A 22,547-nucleotide genomic window follows, 5' to 3' on the forward strand; every position below is an offset into this window, starting at 1 on the left:
CTTTGAGGCGCGTTCACAAAAGGACCAGTGAACGCGCCGTTTGTTTTAGTAGAGTTCCGGCACAATCATGGATTCCGGCGTCGGTTGCCGTTCATAATCCGGGTGGTAGATGCGCGGGGGCAGGACTACCTCGGGGCGGGAGACGGGCTGATACGGCACCAGAGACAGAAGGTGGCTGATGCAGTTCAGGCGGGCCTTCTTCTTGTCCACGCCCTGCACCACCCACCACGGCGCTTCCGGAATGCTGGAGCGTTCCAGCATGACTTCCTTGGCCAGCGTGTAGGCTTCCCATCGTTTGCGGCTTTCCAGATCCATGGGGGAAAGTTTCCACTGTTTGAGTGGATCATCCATGCGGGCGCGGAAGCGGGCTTCCTGCTCATCATCCGTGATGGAGAACCAGAATTTGATAATCTGGATACCGCTGCTGGCAAGCATGCGCTCAAATTCCGGCACGGAGCGGAAAAACTCTTCATACTCCTCGTCCGAGCAGAAGCCCATCACACGCTCCACACCGGCGCGGTTATACCAGCTGCGGTCAAACAGAACGATTTCCCCCGCTGCGGGCAGATGCGCCACGTACCGCTGGAAATACCACTGGGTGCGTTCCCGGTCATTGGGGGCGGGCAGGGCGGCAACGCGGCAGGTGCGCGGGTTGAGGCGCTGGGTAATGCGTTTGATGGCCCCGCCCTTGCCTGCGGCGTCCCGCCCTTCAAACAGCACCACCACACGGTGGCCGGTGGCCTGTACCCAGTCCTGGAGTTTGATCAGCTCGCCCTGCAGGCGCACCAGTTCACGAAAATAGACACGACGGAAAGCGCGATCTTCAGCGCCCAGACCGCCGATACCACCGGCATCGTCTTCCAGAGAAAGCTCAAATTCCTCGTCAAGATCATCAATAATCTCACGGCGCATCTGCACGCGTTCGCGTTCTTCTGCTGAAAGGCTCTCCAGATCGCTCATTCTCATCCCTTTATCGCCGCAGGTCATGCTCTGCGCCGCGGACTATAAAGACTGAGGGAATGAACCGGTTTGAAACTTTGATGACATTGAAGGGCGCATCAGAATGTTGTGGTGACGTTCAGCCCGGTGACAACGCCGTTGCGGATATGTTTGCCGGTATCCGGGTTAAGAGAGGTGCCACCCACATGCCAGAAATACTGGAAATCCGGCTGCACAATCAGCCAGGGGGTCGCGGCGGCCTGATAGGTGAATTCCAGATGATGTTCCGGCGTGAGCGCGCCTGCGGTATTGGTGCCCAGCCGAAAACTGTCATGCGTGTTTTCCTTGGCGCGCAGGCCATACAGGCCGGTGCCCCATGCTAAGCCGAGTGTGTCATCCGGTCTGCCGGGTAGCAGTTCATCAAACGTAAAACCGCTTTGAATTTCAGAAGAAAACCGGCTGTTGGTGCCGTTGCTCAAAGTGGCGCGGGCAAAAAAGTTGATGGTCTTGCCTGAACCTTTTTCCTTACGCCAGATCATCTGGTCAATCACGAAATAGGCCATCCAGTTGCCCTGATGGTAGAGCGGGGAGCCGCTGCTGGCGGGGCTGGCCAGAAGGCCGCGCTGCGCATCGTAACGCTGGTCCGGGAAGCGCCCGGTATCGTACAGGCCGCCGATTTTCCACACACCGGGCAGAGCCACATCGTCACGGCTGCCAATCTGCTTTGCTGCGTCCAGCCAGAGCTGGGCTTCCCCTATGAACAATGTGCCGCCCTTGGTGGAAAACAAGGTGCCGGACGGGTCGCGCTGGGCTGCGCTGATGGTACTGTAAAACGGGCCGTGGGTGGGGTTGTCATTCGTGATGGCCCCCATGAGCACCAGCGGGGCTGCCGCCCGCCACTTTACGCGCCCGCCAACAGCGGAATAAGGCCAGGACGGACCGCCGGAATAGAGGTTGTTGGAGGTGGAAAGCGGCCAGCCGAAGCTGGAGTTCAGGAAGAACGAGGCGTTCTGACTGACAAGAAATTCCGTATCCAGATCCAGCGAGCCTACGCGTACGTCCAGCGTGCTGTTCAGAAAACTCTGGCCGTACCAGAGTTCAAACAGGCGGGTAGAGCGCCCGGCATCATAACCGCTGACGGTGTTCAACGCGCCCAGCCGTTCCCCGGTAAAGGAGCGACCACGAATTTGCAGGGCACTGACATTCAGCAAACCGCCCTGCAAGCCAAAGGCTTTGCCGGTATCCAGTGAGAGGGCTGCGGCGGTCATGCCATCATACGTCGCCCCGCGCTGCATGCCGCCGGAGGCCAGCCCCCAGAGTTCCTCCACATCCTGTAGGGTGATCCTGACACCTTTCTTGCCCAGCCATGTGCGCGCGCCGCCCATGGTGCCGAGCAGTTCCGTGCTGGCGTCTTCCTCCGGTGGGGAGAAGGTGGGCGAGGGCACGGGAAGCGGCACGCCGGAGGGCAGAATGTCCGTGGCGAGCGGGATGTTGGCAGCGTGTGCCGAAGGGATGGAAAACAGGCAGGCAAGCAGACCGCAGAGCACGGTGAGCAGGCGGCCCGTTGCCGAATGCCGGGGCTGTCGGTCAGGCGTCAGCGTGTCAGGCGTGGGTGAGGCAGGACGGTGTGGGGCGCATAAGCAGGGTGGTCTGGGATGTGGCACGCCTGCTCCTTTTTCGCGGTGAAGTGGAGAATTTTGACGATCTCAGCGTCGATTTAAAATGACGTTATCATGACACCGCCCTGTCTGTCTGACCCGTCTGCATTGCGTGCTGACCGGCTCCACGCGGTATCGGGTGGTGCCTTACATCTGGTCTTCCGGCTGGAGCGCCCATTCCCGGAGGATACCCGGAACAGAGGCTTCAAGGCCGCGACCTGTGCTCCTCATATCCAAGGCAGATCCACTAAAAACCTTTTTGGGGGGAAGTCTCCAATTCTGAATTTGGAGACGCAATGCAGGCGGCACCCGGAAACCCGGAGGAAAAGAGTGCCGCCTGCCAGAAGGGACGGCCTCAGGCCGCAGGGACGCCCTTGCTGGTGGAATATTCGAAGTGCAGGGCCTGATCGGGGTTGACGATCGGGTAGATGGAATGGGCGGCCATTGCGCCTTCACTAAAGCCTTGCAGGATCAGCTTGAGCTTGCCGGGGTAGGTGGCGACATCGCCAATGGCGAACACGCCGGGCATGCTCGTCTCGCAGGTGGACGGGGTGACGGGGATGGTGGAACGGACGGTGTCCATGCCCCAGCGGGCAATGGGGCCAAGGTCCGTCGCCAGCCCGAAGAACGGCAGCAGCGTATCGGCTTCCAGATGCCGGGTTGTGCCGTCCAGATCCGCCACTTCCACGCTTTCCAGCGCACCGTTGGCCCCGTGCAGGGCGTGAAGCTGGTAGGGCACAACCTTTTCAATCTGCCCGGCGGCCACGGCTTCATCCAGCAGTCGCAGGCTTTCCGGCGCACCACGGAAGCGGTCCCGGCGATGCACCAGATACAGCTTTTCAGCTTTGTCTTTGAGAGACAGCGCCCAGTCCAGCGCGGAATCCCCGCCGCCTGCAATCACGATGCGCTTGTTTTCAAAATCAGCTTTGCGGCGCACGTAATATTGCACAGCGCCGCTTTCTTCAAACGCTTCCAGCCCGTCCAGCGGCGGACGATTGGGGCCAAACGCGCCCGCACCAGCGGCAATAATCACCGCTTTGGCGTTAAGGGTTGCGCCTTTATCCGTGCCCAGCGTGAACGCGCCACGGTGGCCGCTCAGGCTTTCAATCCGGTGTTTGAGCAGACGGGGGATATCAAACGGCGCAATCTGCTGTTCCAGATTGGCAATCAGCTGCGCACCTTCCACGGCGGGGCAGGCGGGAATGTCGTAAATCGGCTTTTCAGGGTAGAGCGCCACACACTGGCCGCCCACTTCCGGCAGCACATCAATCAGCACGCACCGCAGGCGCAGCATGGCGCACTGGAAGGCAGCAAACAGCCCCGTGGGGCCCGCGCCGATAATGGCGACGTCAGTCTCGATCGGCATATCCGTCATGGCGCGGTACATCTCCCCTTCTGGCCGTATGATCTGCCGTTGTTTTTGCGACAGGTCCGCAGTCCGCGCAATAGGGCAGGGTTCGGGAGCCTTCTATGCCCCTATTAGAGGGAGTGGGATTCCCGAGCAGTATAAACATGCTAGACATGAACATAGAGGACGGACGTTTCAGCATTGGATTGCTGAATGTACCGGGTATATAAGTTTGAGATGCTCAGTCTATATGACCAAAATTCAATGTCATCCGTTTAGTGAGGATCAGGAAGTCATAAGGATGCGTATTTTTTAAAAAAGCATGATTGGAAGGAAAAGTTATAATTTTATATTATATTGTCAAAGGGTATTATTGAAATGTCTAATATTTTTCAAAAATTGACATGCCGCAAATGGGTGCTTGCAGGCCTTGTCTTACTACTAGCTGGTGCGGCTTTTAAATCTTTTTACGACCAGCCTTCTCCTTTTGAAGACTACAGATTAAACGGAAAATGTTTCAGAATTCCTGCGGGTTATGTGGTTACTTATATTGCGTCCAATAAGCCTGGCGGAGAAGATTATCTTGAATTTATAAGCAAGTGGCCTGATTTATCTCCAAATTCTTATCAATTCTATCATCCAGATCCGACGTCTCATGGTCCTTTGGAAGACCGAGGTGTGATCATGGTTTCTATTTTTTCTAACTCTCCTGGGAATGTTTCTGGTCAGGCGTTACTTGATAGAAATGTAGAAATAGGAGGAATAAAGAATTTAAATAATCCATTTAAGGATAAACTAGGATTTAATGAGTATTATGGAATAGTGAATACACTTTATGAAAAAAAATTAATAACGTAAAAAAAGTTGTGTCCTGTTCCCCAACACTTAATGGGCACCTGAAATCAACATGTGAATACAGATTTCCATTTTTTGTTCAGGATGAGAATAAATATTTATACGAAGATATGATCGATATTGAAACAGGTCCGCAGCATTTGAAAGATATGTTTGAAGTGGGAGAGGCTGTGCGGGCTAAGGTTCTATCATGGATGAGGTGTTAATTGACGTGCCGTATCAGGAGGTATCGTTAGGATATCACAGCAGGCGGTGCCCAGACAGGCGTGTGCAATAACTTACAGACTGCCTGCTGGGTATGAGGAGAGAGGGGGACTGTGCCGCGGATTTTTTGTCTTCCGAATCCGCACAATCCCCGTTCCCATCAGGCTGTTTTGAGAGCCTTTTTCAATCCGGCATCCAGCACGTCAAGGAAGTCCTGTGTATTCAGCCATTTGGCGTCTTTGCCGACCAGAAGGGCGAGATCCTTGGTCATCTGGCCGCCTTCGACCGTTTCGATACACACCCGTTCCAGCGTTTCGGCAAAGTGGACAACGTCCGGCGTGTTATCAAACCGGCCCCGGTAGGCCAGCCCGCGGGTCCATGCAAAAATGGAGGCAATGGGGTTGGTGCTGGTGGGGCGGCCTTTCTGGTGCTCGCGGTAGTGGCGGGTCACGGTGCCATGCGCGGCTTCGGCTTCCACCACGTCGCCTGTGGGGGCGAGCAGCACGGAGGTCATCAGCCCGAGGCTGCCAAAGCCCTGCGCCACAATGTCGCTCTGCACGTCGCCATCGTAGTTTTTACAGGCCCAGACATACCCGCCCGGCCATTTGAGGGCGCAGGCTACCATGTCATCAATCAGGCGGTGTTCGTAGGTCAGACCGGCCTTTTCAAAGTCAGCTTTGAATTCCTTGTCATAAATCTCCTGGAACACGTCTTTAAACAGGCCGTCATAGGCTTTCAGAATGGTGTTCTTGGTGGAGAGATAGACCGGCATGTTGCGGTCCCGCCCGTAGGAGAGGGAGGCGCGGGCAAAGCCTTCAATGGAGGCACGGGTGTTGTGCATGCCCAGTGCTACGCCGGGGCCTTTGAAGTCATGCACGTTCAGCGTCACGGGCTCGCCGCCGCCTTCGGGCGTGTAGGTCAGCTTGACGGTGCCGGGCCCGGGCACGAGGGTTTCCACCGCACGATAGATGTCACCATAGGCATGGCGGCCAATCACAATCGGCTTGGTCCAGTGCGGTACAAGGCGCGGCACGTTGGAGCAGATGATGGGCTCACGGAAAATGGTGCCATCCAGAATGTTACGGATGGTGCCATTGGGTGAGCGATACATGCGCTTCAGCCCGAATTCCTTCACGCGGGCTTCATCCGGGGTGATGGTGGCGCATTTTACTGCCACGCCGTAGCGTTTGGTGGCTTCGGCGGCATCGACGGTGACCTGATCATCCGTCGCGTCGCGGTGCTCAATGCCAAGATCATAATATTTCAGGTCAATATCGAGATAGGGCAGAATCAGGCGCTCACGGATAAAGTGCCAGATGATGCGCGTCATCTCATCACCATCCATCTCGACGATGGGATTTTTAACTTTAATTTTTGTCATGGTGAATACTCCCTCGTCCCCGCACGGGACCATAAAAACCCGCATGAGGCGTATGGGCATCATGCGGCAGGCGGATGAACGGGATAAGAGGACGGAGCCGGTCTGTCGCTTCACATTCCGGTTAGGAAAATCCCCGTAAGAGGGGTGTTTTCCCCGGTTTTGTGCCGCTGGAGGCCGGATTTGTGCGGGGTGTGTGCTTGTGGCGGAACTGGTGTAGGAGGGGGCATCACAATATGGTCAGGACTTCATGACAGCATCTGCGTCTTCTCTGCCGTCCCGAACCCAGTCTTTTTCTGTCGTGCTGGCGATTGAGCTGTGGGAACGGTTCGGCTTTTACGGCATGCAGGGCATCCTGCTGCTTTACATGATCCAGCGGCTTGGCTTTTCCGATACGCAGGCCAACCTGCTGTGGGGCACCTTTTCCGCCGTGTGTTACGCCGCTCCCGCCGTAGGGGGCTGGGTAGGGGACACCCTTCTGGGCGCCCGCCGCACCATGGTGATGGGCGCTGTGGTGCTGACGCTGGGGTATGTCCTGCTGGGCGTGGATCTGGGTGGCCAGATGGCGCTGTTTGTCGCTCTGGCGGTCATCGCTCTGGGGAACGGGCTGTTCAAATCCAACGCGGCCAATCTGGTCCGCCGGGTTTACGAAGGGGATGATGCCCGCATCGATGTCGCCTTCACCATTTACTATATGAGCATCAATGTTGGCTCCACGCTCTCTCTGCTGCTCACGCCGTGGTTGCAGGAGAAGTATGGGTGGTCTCCGCCATTTCTGGTCTGTGCGGCCGGGCTGGCGCTTGGGGTGGCGTGTTACACGCTGTGCCGCAAGTGGCTGGCGCGTATTGGCTCCCGCCCGGATTTTGAGCCTCTGGTGTTCTCCCGCTTTATGGCAGTGCTGGGCGGTATGGTGCTGGTTCTGGCGGTTATGGTCGGGCTGCTGCGCTATCCGGCAGCGGGCCGGGCCTGCGTGTGGGTTGCCGCACTGAGCGTGGGTGTGGTGTGGACGCTGCTGTATCGCCGCGCCTCCGCCGCCGTGCGCCCCGGCCTGCGTCTGGCTTATCTGCTGATTGTGCAGACCATGCTGTATTTCGTGTTTTACCAGCAAATGGTGACATCCCTCACGCTGTTTGCACTGCGCGATGTGGATTCCGCCTTTACGCTGGGTGGCGTGACGCTGTTCCATATGTCAGCCGGGCAGTTTCAGGCGCTTAACCCGGTATGGATCATGCTGGCCAGTCCGCTTCTGTCGTGGGTTTATAAATCCATGGCGGACCGGGGCTGGAATTTCCCTATTGCCGAGAAGTTCATTGTCGGCTTCTCGCTGGTCTCGCTCTCCTTCCTGATCTGGTGGTGGAGTGCGGCGACGGGGGGCAACCATCTGGTCTCACCCTGGGTGATGTTCTGGGCCTATGGGGCGCTGTCTATCGGGGAGTTGCTGATCAGCGCGCTCGGGCTGGCGGTGGTGGCGCGCTATGCGCCCGCCAATGTCGGCGGGTTCATGATGGGCAGCTACAACGTGTCCAACGGTGTAGCGATGTATCTGGGCAGCGCGCTGGCCAATCTGGCGGCGGTGGGGCCTGCTGTGGCCTCGGGTGACCCGGCCCAGACCCTGCCGGTTTATGCGGGCCTGTTCCGTATGCTGTTCCTGCTGGGCATTGGCTGCACGCTGCTGTTTGTGGTGTGTCTGCCCTTTACCCGCCGGTGGGACGCCCAGCACCGCGCCGCGCAGGCTGCGGCGGAGTAAGCGGCGGCGTTCCTGCCTGCATGCGTTCCGAACGGAGCGGAGGGAAATCCTCCGCCCCGTTTGCGTCTGGGCGAGCAAACAGGCTGCTCTTTGTCCAGAGTTCGTGTCTGCGCCGCGTTTGAAGGGCATCTGCGGGGCAGGGCGGCAGCGTTTTCACACCAGGTCTCCATAAATAAAGTTGGAGGCCAAACGCAGGGTGCTGCAAAAGGTTCTGGGTAAAAACGGTATGCCGGGTCTGTGCCCCGTGCGGGTTTTACAGAATGCCGCCTGCAATCGGCAGATTAACGCCTGTCATGTAGCTTGCGGCGTCGCTCAGCAAAAATGACACCACACCCGGAATTTCCGAGATATTGCCGTAGCGGCGCATGGGCACGCTGCCAATCATCTGCTTCGCTACGGTCTCAGGATCGGTGGAGAAATACTGTGTCTTGGCTTTGGCCTGTTTTTCCACCTGCATGTCCCACATCGGCCCCGGCCCCATGAAGGCAGGGCTAATGGCGTTGACGCGGATATTATGCGGCGCAAGGTCTTTGGAGGCTGTTTGCGTCAGCCCCACAATGGCAAATTTGGACGCGCCATATGCTGCCATATTGGGCGGCCCCTGCACCCCGGCCATGCTGGCCGTGTTCACAATGGCTCCGGATTTCTGCGCCACCATTTGCCGGGCAACAGCTTGCAGGACATGAAACGCGCCGCAGACATTGATCTGGATAACGCGGTTAAAATCCTCTTCCGGATAATCCTGCACCGGGGCAAACGCCCCCTGAAAGCCGGCGTTGTTGAACAGGAAATCAATTTTTCCAAAATCGGAAACAACCTGCTCTGTTGTGCTGTTAACGCATTGCGCATCCGTTACGTCACACACATAAGGGCGGACAGTGCTGCCGTATTGCCGAACTTTGCTTGCTGCGTCCTCCAGTTTGTCCTTTTGCAGATCGAGAAGGGCAATGTCCGCCCCCAGAGAGGCCAGATGTTCGGCTACAGCAAGGCCGATGGTGCCGGCAGCTCCGGTAATTACAGCAATTTTGCCTGAAAACTGGCCGGATGTGTGCGGTGTCATACGGGGTCTCCTGTTCGTCCAATATCAGCAGTCGGTATCAGCAGTTACTGGGCCTGATCCGTCAGCAGCGGCACACGGCTTTTTTGCGCCATGTCCTGCATATAGCGGAGGGTGTTGGGGCCGAAGGTCAGGCCTTTGACAATGCTGAGGGAGCGCAGCACCGGGTAGAGGTGGAAGTCGGCTTCTGTCAGCGGAGGTGGGCTGGCCAGCAGAGGGTCCAGCTTATCGAACTGCGCCTGCACAGGGGGCAGGAGCGTGTCTGTCTGCGCCATGAGGGCATCCAGATTGCCAAAATGCTGCTCTTCACGGGTTATGAAGGCCTGTCGCGCGGCGTCGGTCGCCACTTCTGCAAATTTGCCACGGGTAAAGCGCGGCACAATCAGCTTAAGCCCCAGAGACCAGGTCTGCTTGCTCCAGACCATAAGGGGTTCATTGGCGGGGGATGTCAGCAGGCGTGGCGGGTAGGTGTCATCCAGATAGTGCACAATATCCAGACTTTCCGGCATGCAGGTGCCGTCGTCTTTCTGCAGGATGGGCAGGCCCTTTTTACCGGTAAGGCGCAGCGGGGTTTCGCTGTCGCCTTCCATCACAACGCACAGCTCGACGGGAATATTCTTCAGGCCCGCCATCATGCGGGCGCGGGAGCAGAACGGGCAGTGTTCGTAAATATAGAGCTTCAACGACAGACTTCCTCACTCCGACCGGACCCATCGAAGCCCGGCCAGTCTCTTGGTTTTGCGTAACCAGAACACGTCAGAGGAAGGATCGTTGCACCGCAGTGCTGGCAGGGCTGGTGTGCTTAGAACTCAGCAGACAGCGTGAAGTGATACACACGCGGCAGGCCGGCATACAGGCTGGAAGATGCGCCGGATGTGCCGCTGGGCGCACCGGTGAAGACGGAGGCCCAGTAGCGCTCGTTGGTGGCGTTGCTCACCCCAAAGCGCAGGACCATCGGCAGGCGCTCGGTCGCGCGGAAGGTGTAGCGTGTGCCCAGATCCAGCGTGGTGTAGGAGCCGGTGTGCAGCGTGTTGGTCACGTTGGCCGCGCGGTTGCCCATGTAATGCACGTTGGCATTAAACGCCCAGCCGGAGGCGAAGGAACCGAGGGACGCTGGCAGGCGATAGTCCAGCAGCAGGTTGGCCTGCAGCGGAGCCGCGCCCACAATTTCCTTGCGGTCCAGCGTGGGGGAGGCCGCATGCACCAGCTCAGCATCCAGCCACGTCATACCGGCCAGAACGGAGAGGTTCGGCAGCACTTCACCCGAAATCTGGGCTTCCACACCATAGTTCCGCTGCGTGCCACCATACTGATAGGTCTGGCAGTTGGTCATGGCAGCACAGCCGGCGTTCGGGTTGGCGGCGGCGACATACATGGCGTAGGGCGACGTCATGCGGAAGCCGGCCACGTTAAACTGCATGGTATTGTAACGCAGTTTGTAGCCCACTTCATATTCTTCGGAATGGGCTGCGGGCAGCGCGATGTTCGTATTGGTGTAGCTGGTGCTGTTGGGGGTAACAGGTCCGGCTTCAATAGACCGACCATAGGTGAAGTAGAAGGTCTGGTTATCGGTCGGCTTATACATGATGCTGGCGGTCGGGCTGAACGCTGCGGAAGTTTCAAACGTATCCCGCAGAGCGCTTTTGGCGTTCAGCGCACCGCGCTGATGGATCCAGCCCCATGAGAGCGTGCCCATGATGGACCAGTGTTTGTTCAGTTGCAGGGTATCCCCCACAATGAAGGACTGGCTCATGATGCTGCTGGATTTATAGCGCCCATGATAATAAGGCTGCGTGCCACCGTTCTGGCTCGCGCCATACATGTTGTGGATCCCCAGATTCTGCGCAGCGGTTGAGGCCGCAACCGGGTTGTAGTTGCCCATCATGTAGCCGTTGGTGCCAATCACCAGATCATGCCGGATGGGGCCGGTGTAAACGCGGCCGTTGATGTAGGCCATGTTACTGCCAACGCGGAAATCGTTCGCGGTGGTGGTGGCGGTGGCTTTGGAGCTGTACCAGCCGTCACTGCCGCGCAGACCGCCGCAGGTTTTGCCGCCGTCACACAGCGTATCGGCCACGCCAAATGCCTGACGTGCTGCGTCCTGATACAAACCACCCAGCGTGAAGCTCCAGTTTTCATTAAACTGATGCTTGATTTTGCCGAGGAAGGTGTTGGTTTCCATGTGGTAGCCGCTCCATTCCGGAGCCAGACGCTTGCTCAGGTCCGGGGCTTCCGGGAGCTTGTCGCCCCCCACGCCGGTGGCCAGAATACCAAAGCCGGGCGCACCGCCGCGCTGGTCATACGTGTAGTGGCTGGCGTCAATTTCGATAACTGTCTTGTCATCCAGATGGAAATCGAAATCACCGCTGACCATTTCACGGCGCATGGAGCTGCCCTGCGTGTAGGCCGTGCCATCAGCATGCAGCATGTTCAGGCGGTAGCCAAACCAGCCATTGCGGCCCAGACGGCCAGAAATATCGCCATTGACGGTCGGGGTGCCGATGGAATCCACACCAACGGAAAGCCGCTCCGTGCGGCGGTCGGTCGGACGTTTGAGTGTGTATTCAAACACGCCAGCCGGGTTTTCCGGCCCATACATGGCCCCTGCCAGACCATTGAGAACCTGAAGGTTATCCACCCATTCCGCCGGATATGGCGTGGTGGAGACCACGTTCAGGCCGTCCAGACGGGAGTTGGCGACAACATCGGATTCAAACCCACGGGACTGCGGGCGGGACGTGTTGGGGTCCCCGCGCACTTCCAGCTGCACGGAGGGCAGATACTGCGCCATGTCATTAATGCTGCGGATCTGCTGGTTGACCACAACGTCATGCGTCACACCCATGACGGAATAGGGCGTGTCCAGCGTATCGCGGTTCCCCAGCGGGCCGAGATAGACAACCTTGTTCATATATTTGGCGGCAGTGCCGTCGGCGGCATGGTGGCCGTGGACGTTGATCGTTTCCCCATTGGAGCCGTCGAGAATTCCGGCAATGGGGGTGGAGGTGCGCTTTGCGGGGGCCACAGTCGCAGGGGTTTTAAGCACAACCTTTTTGGCGGGGGCTGCTTTAATGGCGGCCTGTTTGTCAGGCGCGGTCTGCGGGGCCGGAGCGGGCGTTGAGGCCAGAGCAGAGCTCGTCAGCAGGAGTGCGCCAAATGTCCCTGTGGCGAAAAGGCGGGGAAAACGATCGTGCATGGCTCTGGCAGGTCCGGAATAGAAATGAACAAAAGGTGAGCCGGTTCTGCCGAGCCTGCCGGGTATTGTCCATATATGGCCGTGCATAAACCTGTATATGAAGGAATATAATCATCGGACTGATGCAGGAATAATACAGTTCCGCAGCGTTCCCCCGGAAAATGGAGGCTACTGTGCGATTTTGTGCATTATGGTGATGCGTAAAATGTATTGGGGAGCAGGAGGGGTTAGCTGCCAAACGGCATCTGAGTGTGCAGGCACAACACGCCAAATCCAGACGCACGAAAACAGCATCTGTGATGCTTGGCTTTAGGCATTATCGATTTTCAGGAAAAAATTGCTGGGGCGAATGACGGGGCTCGAACCCGCGACAACCGGTACCACAAACCGGCGCTCTACCAGCTGAGCTACATCCGCCACACAGCAAGCGCTCATGTAGAGAAACGGAGCTGGCCCGTCAAGACCGAGATGCGGAGAAGGGGCAAAAAATTCCGCAACCGGCTTTTGCGCACGCACGGTGCGGCGCTCTGGCGGTCCGGTGTCTTGTTTATGGGCCGCCAGAGGTCCGGGGAGGGTTAGGCGCGCTTGCTTGCCCAGCGTTCGATACGGGCCACGGCCTCCTGCAACACGCTCTCCTGCTTACAGAAGGCGAAGCGGACCAGATGCTTTGGCGGGGCGCCGTTGGACGGGTCATAGAAGGCGGAGGCGGGGATGGTGGTGACACCGGCTTCTTCCGTCAGCATCCGGGCAAAGGCGACATCATCCAGCCCGTTGGCCAGAGGGGTAATGTCCGCCATCACAAAGTAACTGCCGTCACACGGCAGCACATCCAGTCCTACGCCGCGCAGGCCTGCGGAGAGGATGTCGCGCTTGCGGGCCATGTCCCCGGCCAGATCGCGGAAATACTGCTCGTCCTTGTTCAGGCCGAACGCCACGGCGCGTTGAAGGTTGGGGGCGGTGGCAAACACCAGATTCTGGTGCGCCTTGGCGACCACGGCAGCCAGCGGGGCCGGGGCGGTGACGTAGCCAACCTTCCAGCCGGTGAGTGAGAAGCTCTTGCCCGCACTGCCAATGCGCAGGCACCGCTCCCGCATGGCGGGGCGGCTCATCAGCGAGACATGCGGCGTGCCGAAGGTGAGATGTTCATACACCTCATCGCATACAGCATAGGCGTCGTGCTGAATCAGCAAACCGGCGATGAAGTCCAGTTCTTCCGTGGTGAAGACCTTGCCGGTGGGATTCATGGGCGTGTTGAGCAGAATGGCCTTGGTGCGGGCAGAAAAGGCGGCGGCCAGAGCCTCCCGCGGGAGCGTCCAGCCCGGTTCTTCCAGCCGCACCAGCTTTGGCACGCCGCCAAGCTGGCGGACCATGGGCAGGTAGGTGTCATAAAGCGGTTCAATCAGCACCACTTCATCACCGGGTTCGATCAGCGCCATGAGTGAGGCGGCGAGCGCTTCCGTAGCACCAGAGGTGACGACAACTTCCGACTCCGCATCAATCTCCAGCCCCTGAAAGCGGGCGTTGGAGTCTGCCACTGCGCGGCGCAGTTCCGGCAGGCCGGTCAGCGGTGCATACTGGTTGCGGCCATCCAGCAGGGCATCCGCCGCCGCCTGCACCATGTCCTGCGGGCCTTCCGTATCCGGGAAACCCTGCCCCAGATTAATGGCGTCATGCGCGCGGGCCAGTTCCGACATCACGGTGAAAATGGTGGTGGGCAGGGCGGCAATCTGCCGGTTGAGCGGTTTTGTCATGGCCGTATGTCCTGGGGGCTGCCGGGGGAAAAACGCAGTGGAAACTACAAAAGTGGCGGGCAGACTGCCACGGGCTGGCAAGGGGAGAAAAGAGGGGAGTTTGATGCCGGATCGTTATATTTCGCACAAGGCCGATTGCCCGCGCGGCCAACCCGTGCAAGTTTGGGGCTGTTCGCCCTGAGCCTTCATGCCTTATGGGCAGGTTACGCGCAGGAAGGACCCCCTCTTGTTCAGTGCAGCACCAGATATATTGATGACGTGACATGAGAAAGATCGAGGCCATAATCAAGCCGTTCAAGCTGGACGAGGTGAAGGAAGCCCTTCACGAACTCGGCCTGCAAGGCATTACCGTGATCGAAGCCAAGGGTTTCGGCCGGCAGAAAGGGCACACGGAACTCTATCGTGGCGCGGAATATATTGTCGATTTTCTGCCCAAGATGAAAATTGAGGTTGTCTGTCCCGCAAATCTGGTGGAACGCGCGGTGGAGGCGATCTCGGCCGCAGCGCGCACCGGACGAATCGGCGACGGCAAAATCTTTATTCTCCCGGTGGAAGACGTGGTGCGAATCCGCACGGGGGAACGAGGGGAAGATGCTATCTGAGGCAGCCCGGCCCGGGGCGCCCCGAGAGCGGACGCGAGTTTTATAATCCTAGACGTGCCGCAAGAGTGTGGTGCGCAACAGGTTGTAGGTGAAGACATATGGTGAAGAAAACGACCACTGCGGGTGACAGCAAAGCCGCAGCGATTGCTAAGGTTTTTGACCTGATCCAGGAAAACTCGGTCGAGTTTGTCGATCTGCGTTTCACGGATCCGCGCGGCAAGTGGCACCACACCACGCAGTATGTCACCACGATTGAAGAAGACACCTTTACCGAGGGCTTCATGTTCGATGGTTCCTCCATTGCCGGATGGAAAGCCATTAACGAAAGTGACATGGTTCTGCTGCCGGACCCGGAAACAGCCGTGATGGACCCGTTTACGGCCCGTCCGCAGCTGATCCTGTTCTGTGACATCATCGAGCCGTCCACAGGTCAGCCCTATAACCGTGACCCGCGCTCCACCGCCAAGCTGGCTGAGCAGTATCTGAAGTCCTCCGGTCTGGGCGACACCGCCTTCTTTGGCCCGGAAGCTGAATTCTTCATTTTCGACAACGTGCGCTTTGGCACGGGCCCGAACTTCGGCAAATATCAGCTCGACAGCATCGAAGGACCCGGCGCGTCCCTGAAGGACTATCCGGAAGGCAACATGGGCCATCGTCCGGGTGTGAAGGGTGGCTACTTCCCCGTACCGCCGGTGGACAGCGAAAACGACCTGCGCGCCGAAATGCTCGCCACCATGGGTGAGATGGGTCTGCCGATTGAAAAGCAGCACCACGAAGTCGCACAGTCTCAGCATGAGCTGGGCACCAAGTTCGACACGCTGGTCCGCTCTGCCGACTTCATGCAAATCTACAAATACTGCGTGCACAACGTGGCCCATTCCTATGGCAAGACCGCCACGTTCATGCCGAAGCCGATCTATGGCGATAACGGCTCTGGCATGCATGTTCACCAGTCCATCTGGAAAGACGGCAAACCGACGTTTGCAGGCAATGGCTATGCGGACCTGTCCGATACCGCCCTGTATTACATCGGTGGCATCATCAAACATGCCAAGGCGCTGAACGCCTTCACCAACCCGTCCACCAACTCCTACAAGCGTCTGATCCCGGGCTTTGAAGCTCCGGTGCTGCTGGCTTACTCTGCGCGCAACCGCTCTGCGTCCTGCCGTATTCCGTATGCCACCAACCCGAAAGCCAAGCGCGTTGAAGTCCGCTTCCCGGACCCGACGGCCAACCCGTACCTGGCGTTCTCCGCCATGCTGATGGCTGGTATCGACGGCATCAAGAACAAGATCCACCCGGGCGATGCCATGGACAAGGATCTGTATGACCTGCCGCCGGAAGAACTGAAGCAGATCCCGACGGTTGCCGGCTCCCTGCGTGAAGCGCTGGAAGCTCTGGCCGCTGACCATGAGTTCCTGCTGGCTGGTGGCGTGTTCACCAAAGACCAGATCGAAAGCTACCTGACGGTGAAGTGGGAAGACGTGTATCGCTTTGAACACACGCCTCACCCGGTTGAGTTCGAAATGTACTACTCCGTCTGATCCCTCTCCTTTAGAGGTTCAGTCGATCAGGAACGCGGCCTTCTTCGGAGGGCCGCGTTTTTTTGTGCCTGCGCTCGGGCTGCACTGTGCCTTTTGGGTGATTGACTCGGCGGGGTGAGGCGATAAGACAACGCCTGTGATGGTTTCCCCCACACAAGGGAATGAAAAGGGAACCGGGTGCAGGCCTCGCTGGCCTTAGTCCCGGGCTGTCCCCGCAACTGTAAGCGGTATGGCTGAGTAGTCCGGACGCAAGGCGTTCGGCCCACTGGAGATGGTGTTTTTCCGGGAAGGGATTGCTCAGCTGCGACGCCGCAAGCCAGGAGACCTGCCATCCAGCAAGTGGTTGCGACCAGGAAACGCCAGTCGGGGTGTGTTGGCGTGCGTAACTGAGTTCTGCCCCGGCTACTGTGCCGTATGGGGCAGGCCGGAGACGCTGTCCTGTGGCAACGGCTGACCACAGGATACGAGTATTATGACCTTCCTTCGTTGCGTGCTGACAACCTCCACCATTCTGGCTGTGGCTGGCTATGGCGGGGTAGCGCAGGCTGCTGCCCTTTCTGATGCACAGACGCCCTCAGGCAAATCTCAGGCACATAAAGCCGCCTCTTCCGGCAAGACTCTGAAAGGTCGGGCCGGTGCAGCGGCTCAGCAGCCGGTCGGCACGGCACCAGCGGGGCGTACAGTTGTCTCGCTTAGCCCGTCGCAGGGATTGCCGGAAGTGGTTACGGTCAGTGCGTTGCGCAGGCCGGTGCGGGCGGATGATGTGGGCTCCAGCGTCACCGTGGTCACAGATGAGCAGATTGCCACCCAGCAGCGGCGCACGCTGCCCGATATTCTGGCGCGTCAGCCGGGGCTGAATGTGGTGCGGTCCGGCGGCTTTGGCGGCACAACGTCCATTTTCATGCGCGGTTCAAACGCCAATGACGTGAAGGTGCGTATTGATGGCATGGACATCAATGATGGCAGTTCCGCCGATAATGCGTTTGATGCCGGGCAGTTTGTAACGGACGGTATTGGCTCCATTGAAATTCTGCGTGGCCCGCAGAGCGGCCTGTATGGCGCAGATGCCATGGCCGGGGTGATTGATATCAACACCAAACAGGGCGAAGGGCGCTTCAAACCGTTTGTGCGGATTGAGGGTGGGTCTTACGGCACGTTCAATCAGGCCTTCGGCGCGTCCGGCAGCAGCGGGCGGTTCCATTATAATGTCGTGTTGTCCCATTACCGCACCGACGGTTTTCATGAAGTCCCGCGTTATATTGAGCGGTATAATGAGGCCAATCGTGCCCAGCGCCGCGCGGGCGACCGGAATGATAACCGCAGCGCAAACGTCAAACTCGGTTATGATGTCACGCATAATTTTGATCTTGGTCTGACGGCGCGCCTGATACAGGCCAATTATCATACCTTCACATCGTATGATGACGTGTTCACGCCGTATAACGGTGACCAGCTGATCCGGGACCAGAATACGCAGAATGAGGCCGTTGTGCGCGGCACAGCGCATCTTTCCTCCTTCGGCGGGCGGTTTGATCAGGTTTTAGGGCTCGGTTACATGACCAACCGCCGCCGCTACATGCAGGACGGGTCTTATGCAGATGGTGAGCCCGCCATGACGGACCCGTACTATTACCGTTCAACCCGCCTCAAGGTGGACTGGCACGGCACGGTGGATCTGCGCAAATACGGGACTCTTCTTGTGGGTGCAGAGCATTTTCATGACACGATTGATGTCTCGACCAGTGACCCGACCGAACCCATGCACACTACAGCAGGCATGGATACCACAGCGGGCTATGGGCAGTATGAAGGCAACTGGAACCGCATTCTCTACGGCGCGGCCAATGTGCGGTATGATTCCAATTCCCGCTACGGCAACCATGTCACCTGGCGTGTGGCCCCGGCCATTCATGTGCCGAACACCGGGACCATCATCAAAGCCAGTGCCGGGTCAGGCTTCCATGCGCCGTCGCTGTATCAGCTGTTTGTCAATCAGCGTGGGGCAGGCTGGGGGGAAGAGGGCAACCCTAACCTGAAAGCCGAAACCATGATTGGCTACGATGTGGGCGTGGAGCAGAAACTGCTGCATGACAAACTGCATTTTGGCGCCACATGGTATGACAACAAGGTGCGGAATCTCATCCAGTCTTCATCCTACGTGTTGCCACTGGCAGGGAGCGCGTGGGGGGATTACATCTATTCCTACGGCAATGTGGGCCATGCGCGGATGTATGGCGTGGAAGCGTTCCTGGACTGGAAGGCGTTGAATACGCTCAGCTTTGCGCTGAACTATACCTGGACCCACGCGCGGGATACGGAAAATAATGCGCCGTTGCAGCGCCGCCCGCAGCATAAGTTCAATTTTAACACCACATGGTCCCCGGTGAAGGATTTCACGCTGTCTGGCAATATTCTCTACACCAGCGGCTGGCGGGATTATCCGTTGGTGGGTGAAAACTATTGCAGCACCTGTGGCAAGGGGCACGGCTATTTCACGATTGATCTGACCGCGCATTACAAAATCAATCGCTATATCTCGGTTTTTGCGCGGGCGGATAATCTGCTTAACCGGCAGTATGAAGACCCGATTGGCTACCTCCAGCCCGGTCGCGCCGGATATGGTGGCTTTACGCTGAATTACTGATCCCGCACGGGGCGCATGCCAGAAGGCAAATGGCCTTTTTTACGCCATGCGTTAGAGTGACAAGACAGTTTGAGACGTATTTCAGAAAGGTTTTTCCCGTATGGTCACGCAACGCCCCGAAACACAGTCCACACAGCGCCAGCCGGTGCGTCGCACGCTTAAGGCACTGGTGCGGTCTGGCATGCTGATGGGCCTGCTCTGCGCATCCGTGTCCGGCACGGCGCTGGCGGAAGACAGCACGGTGCATAACTGGACCACCAGCGGGAATGTGACGGTGGCGGATCGCTTCCCGGATGTGCAGGCGTCCGGCATTGCGCGGTTGCCGGACGGGCGGATTGTGCTCTCTCTCCCCACCAGCGCCCAGCGGCATAAAGGCCCGGTGCTGGTTACGTGGACGCAGGGGCAGTTGACGCCGTTCCCCAGCAAAGCCGCGCAGAGCAGGATTATCTCTCCGCTGGGTATGACGGTGGACGCCAACGGCCAGCTCTGGCTGCTGGATGAAGGCGTGCGTGCTGGCAGCAAGGCCAAAGCCAAACCGGCCCTGCTGCATATTGACCCGAAGACGAACAGGATTGTCCGTCGTTATGCGTTTGGCGCGCCCGCCGTGCGGCCAGACAGCCATGTGAATGATGTGCGCGTTGACCTCACCCATGGCAGCGCCGGCACGGCATTTGTCAGCGATACGTCCCAGACCACGCACCCCGCTCTGCTGGTGGTGGATCTGGCCAGTGGCAAGGTGCGGCGTATTCTGGAAGAAACCGTGTCCGTAAGCCCGGTGCCGGGTTTTGTGATGGAAGCAGACGGTCGCCTTGGCCGGTATGATGCCGAGCATCCCACCGTGCCGCAGGGCGGTGTGGACGGTGTGGCCCTGAGTGCGGATTCTACGCGCCTTTACTGGTCTCCGCTGTCCTCCCGCCGCCTCTACAGCGCGCCGACAGCTGTGCTGGCAGACCCCAACGCCACGGAAGCCACGCTGGAAGCTGCCGTGAAGGACGAAGGGGAAGTCGGGATTATGGACGGCATGATGACCGCCCCTGATGGCAGCCTGTATGTAACGGATATTGAGCGCCATGCCGTGGTGCGCCGCGCACCGGATGGCAGTCTGTCCCTCGTTGCGCAGGATGCCCGTCTGATTGCACCGGACAGCATGGCGTTTGATGGCAACACCATTTTGCTGACAGTCGGCCAGTGGGCGCGCCTGCCGGACTTCCATAATGGCAAGGACATGCAGGAACGCCCGTATATTCTGGTGCGTATTACCCCGCCTGAAGTCGCAGCTTCAACTCAGCCTGCACAGCAGTAAAAGGTGAGATGGGGCAAAAATGTCTACACAGGATTTTATTTCGACTATCCCAAAAGCTGAGCTGCATCTGCATATTGAAGGCAGTCTGGAGCCGGAACTGATGTTTGCGCTGGCGCGGCGGAACCGGGTTTCCATCCCGTTTTCCTCTGTGGAAGATGTGCGTAAAGCCTATCAGTTTACAAAATTGCAGGACTTTCTGGATATCTATTACGCCGGGGCGGATGTGCTGCTGACGGCGGAGGATTTTCGGGATCTCGCCGTCGCCTATTTTGATCGTGCAGCGGCAGATGGCGTAACCCATGCCGAGATCTTTTTTGATCCCCAAACGCATACGCTGCGAGGTGTTCCGTTTGATGTGGTGATGGAAGGGCTGCTTGCCGGGGTGGAAGAGGCCCGGCGCAGGCACGGGATGAGTGTTCTGCTGATCCTGTGCTTTCTGCGTCATCTGGATGAAGAGTCCGCTTTTGCGATGTTCCGATCAGCTGAAAAATGGTTTGACCAGATTAGCGGTGTCGGGCTGGATTCCTCAGAAGTTGGGCATCCACCCTCAAAGTTTGCAAAAGTGTTTGCCGCCGCAGCCGATGCCGGGTTGAAGCGTGTGGCCCATGCGGGGGAGGAAGGGCCGCCCGCCTATGTGTATGAAGCCCTTGATATCCTGCGGGTGGACCGGCTGGACCACGGCAACCGCTCACTGGAAGATCCTTTTCTGACCAGCCGTCTGGCGCGGGACGCCATGACGCTGACAGTCTGCCCGCTCTCCAACCTCAAGCTGTGTGTGGTGGAGGATTTGCGGAACCACCCCATTGATATCATGCTGGAAAAGGGGCTGCGGGCGACGCTGAACTCGGATGATCCGGCTTATTTTGGCGGCTATGTTGCGGAGAATTACCGCGCGCTCGTTGATGCAGGGAAACTGTCAAACCGGGATGTTGCAACGCTGGCCCGGAACAGCTTCCTCGGCTCGTTCCTGAATGACGATGCCCTGACGCACCAGCTTGAAAGGCTTGATGCGTTTTTGCTGCGTCATCCTGCGGCTCTCTGAAGCCGGGCCGTCAGGAGCTTTTACGGCTGAACCCCAAAGGCGAAGACTGTGGTGTGGTCAAACTCTTCACCCGGTCTGAGCGCGGTTGAGGGAAAGTTTGCGTGGTGCGGAGAGTCCGGGAAAAACTGGGTTTCCAGCGCAATGCCGTCTGTCTGTCGGTAGGTCCGGCCGGACGGGCCAGCATAACGACCATCCAGACTGTTGCCTGTGTAAACCTGAATGCCGGGTTGCGTGGTGAAAACGGACAGGGTGCGGCCTGAGGCCGGGTCCGTCAGCGTGGCGGCCAGACGGGGGGCCGGACCGGTTGGCGCGGTGAGAACCCAGTTATGGTCATACCCTTTGGCGTGGCGCATCTGCCCGAACGTGCTGCGCAGTCGCTCCCCAATCCGGTGCGGTGTGCGGAAATCCAGTGGTGTGCCGTCAACTTTGGCAATATTACCGGTGGGGATGGAGGCATCATCCGTTGGGGTGTAATGGTCCGCGTTCAGGGTGAGGACGTGGTTTTCCACCGTGCCGGAGCCTTCACCGCCCAGATTGAAATAGCTGTGGTTTGTCAGGTTCAGAACGGTGGGGCGGTCGGTGCTGGCGCGGTAGCGGATGCTCAGGCGGTTACTGTCGTCCAGAATGTAGGACACACGGACCGTCAGCGTGCCGGGGAAGCCTTCATCCCCATCCGGGCTGACCAGTGTGAGTTCCGCACCGGTGGCGTTGCTCAGATCGGAAAGTTTTTTGACAGACCATATCTTTTTATCAAACCCGTTCCGGCCGCCATGCAGGGTGTTCGGCGGTTCAGTGGCCGGGAGGTGATAGGTCGTGCCGTCCAGATCAAACGACGCCTTTGCAATGCGGTTGGCATAGCGTCCCACCAGCGCGCCGAAAAATAGGCCGCCTTCTGCACTATCCCGTGCGTAGCCCTCCAGCGTAGGAAAACCGAGCACGATATTGGCCTGTTTTCCGGTCTTATCCGGGGTGGAAATGGCGGTAATGACCCCGCCATAAGAGAGAAACTGCACGGTGAGGCCAGCCTTGTTGCGCAGCGTGTAGCGCGAGACTTTCTGCCCGTTTGCCAGTGCGCCAAACGGCTCGGCTTCAAACGCACCGGGCGGGGCCGCGTGGGACAGGGACGGCAGCAGCGCCCCCAGCGCGGCCAGCCCCAGTGTTGCGGAGCGGGAGAGGCGGCCCATGAGGCCGTGTGGTCTGGCAGCAGGCGAAACTAAGCGTGAAGTCATGGTGTAAGACCGTTCATGTGTACTGGCCGGAACAAATGCCCGTACGTCGC

16 protein-coding genes, 1 tRNA gene and 1 riboswitch are annotated in these 22,547 nt (G+C 58.5%); of the genes, 7 read left to right on the top strand and 10 right to left on the bottom strand.

The window, feature by feature from the left end:
• Positions 1-45: 45 nt before the first annotated feature.
• The 3 genes from ppk2 to ACHQGU_RS04070 form a co-directional block, all read right to left on the bottom strand.
• The gene (gene ppk2 / locus ACHQGU_RS04060; RefSeq protein WP_395495965.1) at positions 46-960 is read right to left on the bottom strand and encodes a polyphosphate kinase 2; all 915 of its coding nucleotides are present in this window, start codon (positions 958-960) and stop codon (positions 46-48) included.
• A 98-nt stretch (positions 961-1,058) separates the two neighbouring features.
• Entirely contained in the window at positions 1,059-2,603 is a 1,545-nt protein-coding gene (locus ACHQGU_RS04065; RefSeq protein WP_395495966.1) for a carbohydrate porin, read from the bottom strand.
• 349 nt (positions 2,604-2,952) lie between these two features.
• On the bottom strand, positions 2,953-3,972 hold the full coding sequence (locus ACHQGU_RS04070; protein WP_215754027.1) for an NAD(P)/FAD-dependent oxidoreductase: 1,020 nt from the start codon (positions 3,970-3,972) through the stop codon (positions 2,953-2,955).
• A gap of 351 nt (positions 3,973-4,323) precedes the next feature.
• Between ACHQGU_RS04070 and ACHQGU_RS04075 the strand changes: the two genes are divergently transcribed.
• Positions 4,324-4,803 carry a hypothetical protein gene (locus tag ACHQGU_RS04075; RefSeq protein ID WP_395495967.1) on the top strand — a complete coding sequence of 160 codons (480 nt, stop codon included), beginning with the start codon at positions 4,324-4,326 and terminating at the stop codon, positions 4,801-4,803.
• 361 nt (positions 4,804-5,164) lie between these two features.
• On the opposite strand, the gene ACHQGU_RS04080 is transcribed toward ACHQGU_RS04075, so the two are convergent.
• The gene (locus ACHQGU_RS04080; RefSeq protein WP_395495968.1) at positions 5,165-6,385 is read right to left on the bottom strand and encodes an NADP-dependent isocitrate dehydrogenase; all 1,221 of its coding nucleotides are present in this window, start codon (positions 6,383-6,385) and stop codon (positions 5,165-5,167) included.
• 247 nt (positions 6,386-6,632) lie between these two features.
• On the opposite strand from ACHQGU_RS04080, the gene ACHQGU_RS04085 reads away from it, so the two are divergent.
• Positions 6,633-8,129: a peptide MFS transporter gene (locus ACHQGU_RS04085; RefSeq protein WP_061507423.1), complete on the top strand. Its 1,497-nt coding sequence runs from the start codon at positions 6,633-6,635 to the stop codon at positions 8,127-8,129.
• A gap of 253 nt (positions 8,130-8,382) precedes the next feature.
• On the opposite strand, the gene ACHQGU_RS04090 is transcribed toward ACHQGU_RS04085, so the two are convergent.
• From ACHQGU_RS04090 to ACHQGU_RS04110, 5 genes are all read right to left on the bottom strand, one after another.
• A complete protein-coding gene (locus ACHQGU_RS04090; RefSeq protein WP_062250223.1) occupies positions 8,383-9,189 on the bottom strand; it encodes an SDR family NAD(P)-dependent oxidoreductase in 807 nt (268 codons plus the stop codon).
• A 44-nt stretch (positions 9,190-9,233) separates the two neighbouring features.
• Positions 9,234-9,869, bottom strand: coding sequence for a glutaredoxin 2 (gene grxB, locus ACHQGU_RS04095; protein WP_395495969.1), 636 nt, complete (start codon positions 9,867-9,869; stop codon positions 9,234-9,236).
• A 119-nt stretch (positions 9,870-9,988) separates the two neighbouring features.
• Positions 9,989-12,382: a TonB-dependent siderophore receptor gene (locus tag ACHQGU_RS04100; RefSeq protein ID WP_395495970.1), complete on the bottom strand. Its 2,394-nt coding sequence runs from the start codon at positions 12,380-12,382 to the stop codon at positions 9,989-9,991.
• Positions 12,383-12,723: 341 nt separating this feature from the next.
• Positions 12,724-12,799: transfer RNA gene (locus tag ACHQGU_RS04105), tRNA-His, on the bottom strand.
• A gap of 158 nt (positions 12,800-12,957) precedes the next feature.
• Positions 12,958-14,133: an aminotransferase gene (locus ACHQGU_RS04110; protein WP_395495971.1), complete on the bottom strand. Its 1,176-nt coding sequence runs from the start codon at positions 14,131-14,133 to the stop codon at positions 12,958-12,960.
• A gap of 263 nt (positions 14,134-14,396) precedes the next feature.
• On the opposite strand from ACHQGU_RS04110, the gene ACHQGU_RS04115 reads away from it, so the two are divergent.
• The 5 genes from ACHQGU_RS04115 to ACHQGU_RS04135 all read left to right on the top strand — a co-directional run bounded on the left by ACHQGU_RS04115 (position 14,397) and on the right by ACHQGU_RS04135 (position 21,268).
• Positions 14,397-14,735: a P-II family nitrogen regulator gene (locus ACHQGU_RS04115; protein ID WP_043551886.1), complete on the top strand. Its 339-nt coding sequence runs from the start codon at positions 14,397-14,399 to the stop codon at positions 14,733-14,735.
• A 98-nt stretch (positions 14,736-14,833) separates the two neighbouring features.
• Positions 14,834-16,279, top strand: a complete 1,446-nt coding sequence (glnA, locus tag ACHQGU_RS04120; RefSeq protein WP_043551888.1) for a type I glutamate--ammonia ligase — start codon at positions 14,834-14,836, stop codon at positions 16,277-16,279.
• Positions 16,280-16,402: 123 nt separating this feature from the next.
• Positions 16,403-16,627, top strand: a riboswitch (cobalamin riboswitch).
• A gap of 124 nt (positions 16,628-16,751) precedes the next feature.
• On the top strand, positions 16,752-18,923 hold the full coding sequence (locus ACHQGU_RS04125) for a TonB-dependent receptor plug domain-containing protein (RefSeq protein WP_395495972.1): 2,172 nt from the start codon (positions 16,752-16,754) through the stop codon (positions 18,921-18,923).
• 181 nt (positions 18,924-19,104) lie between these two features.
• On the top strand, positions 19,105-20,226 hold the full coding sequence (locus ACHQGU_RS04130; protein ID WP_395496374.1) for an L-dopachrome tautomerase-related protein: 1,122 nt from the start codon (positions 19,105-19,107) through the stop codon (positions 20,224-20,226).
• A 19-nt stretch (positions 20,227-20,245) separates the two neighbouring features.
• On the top strand, positions 20,246-21,268 hold the full coding sequence (locus ACHQGU_RS04135; protein ID WP_395495973.1) for an adenosine deaminase: 1,023 nt from the start codon (positions 20,246-20,248) through the stop codon (positions 21,266-21,268).
• 20 nt (positions 21,269-21,288) lie between these two features.
• On the opposite strand, the gene ACHQGU_RS04140 is transcribed toward ACHQGU_RS04135, so the two are convergent.
• Positions 21,289-22,497: an aldose epimerase family protein gene (locus tag ACHQGU_RS04140; protein WP_395495974.1), complete on the bottom strand. Its 1,209-nt coding sequence runs from the start codon at positions 22,495-22,497 to the stop codon at positions 21,289-21,291.
• Between the last annotated feature and the right edge of the window lie 50 nt (positions 22,498-22,547).

It is taken from the genome of Acetobacter sp. KSO5, from assembly GCF_044094635.1.
GTDB classification, from domain to species: Bacteria; Pseudomonadota; Alphaproteobacteria; order Acetobacterales; family Acetobacteraceae; genus Acetobacter; species Acetobacter cerevisiae.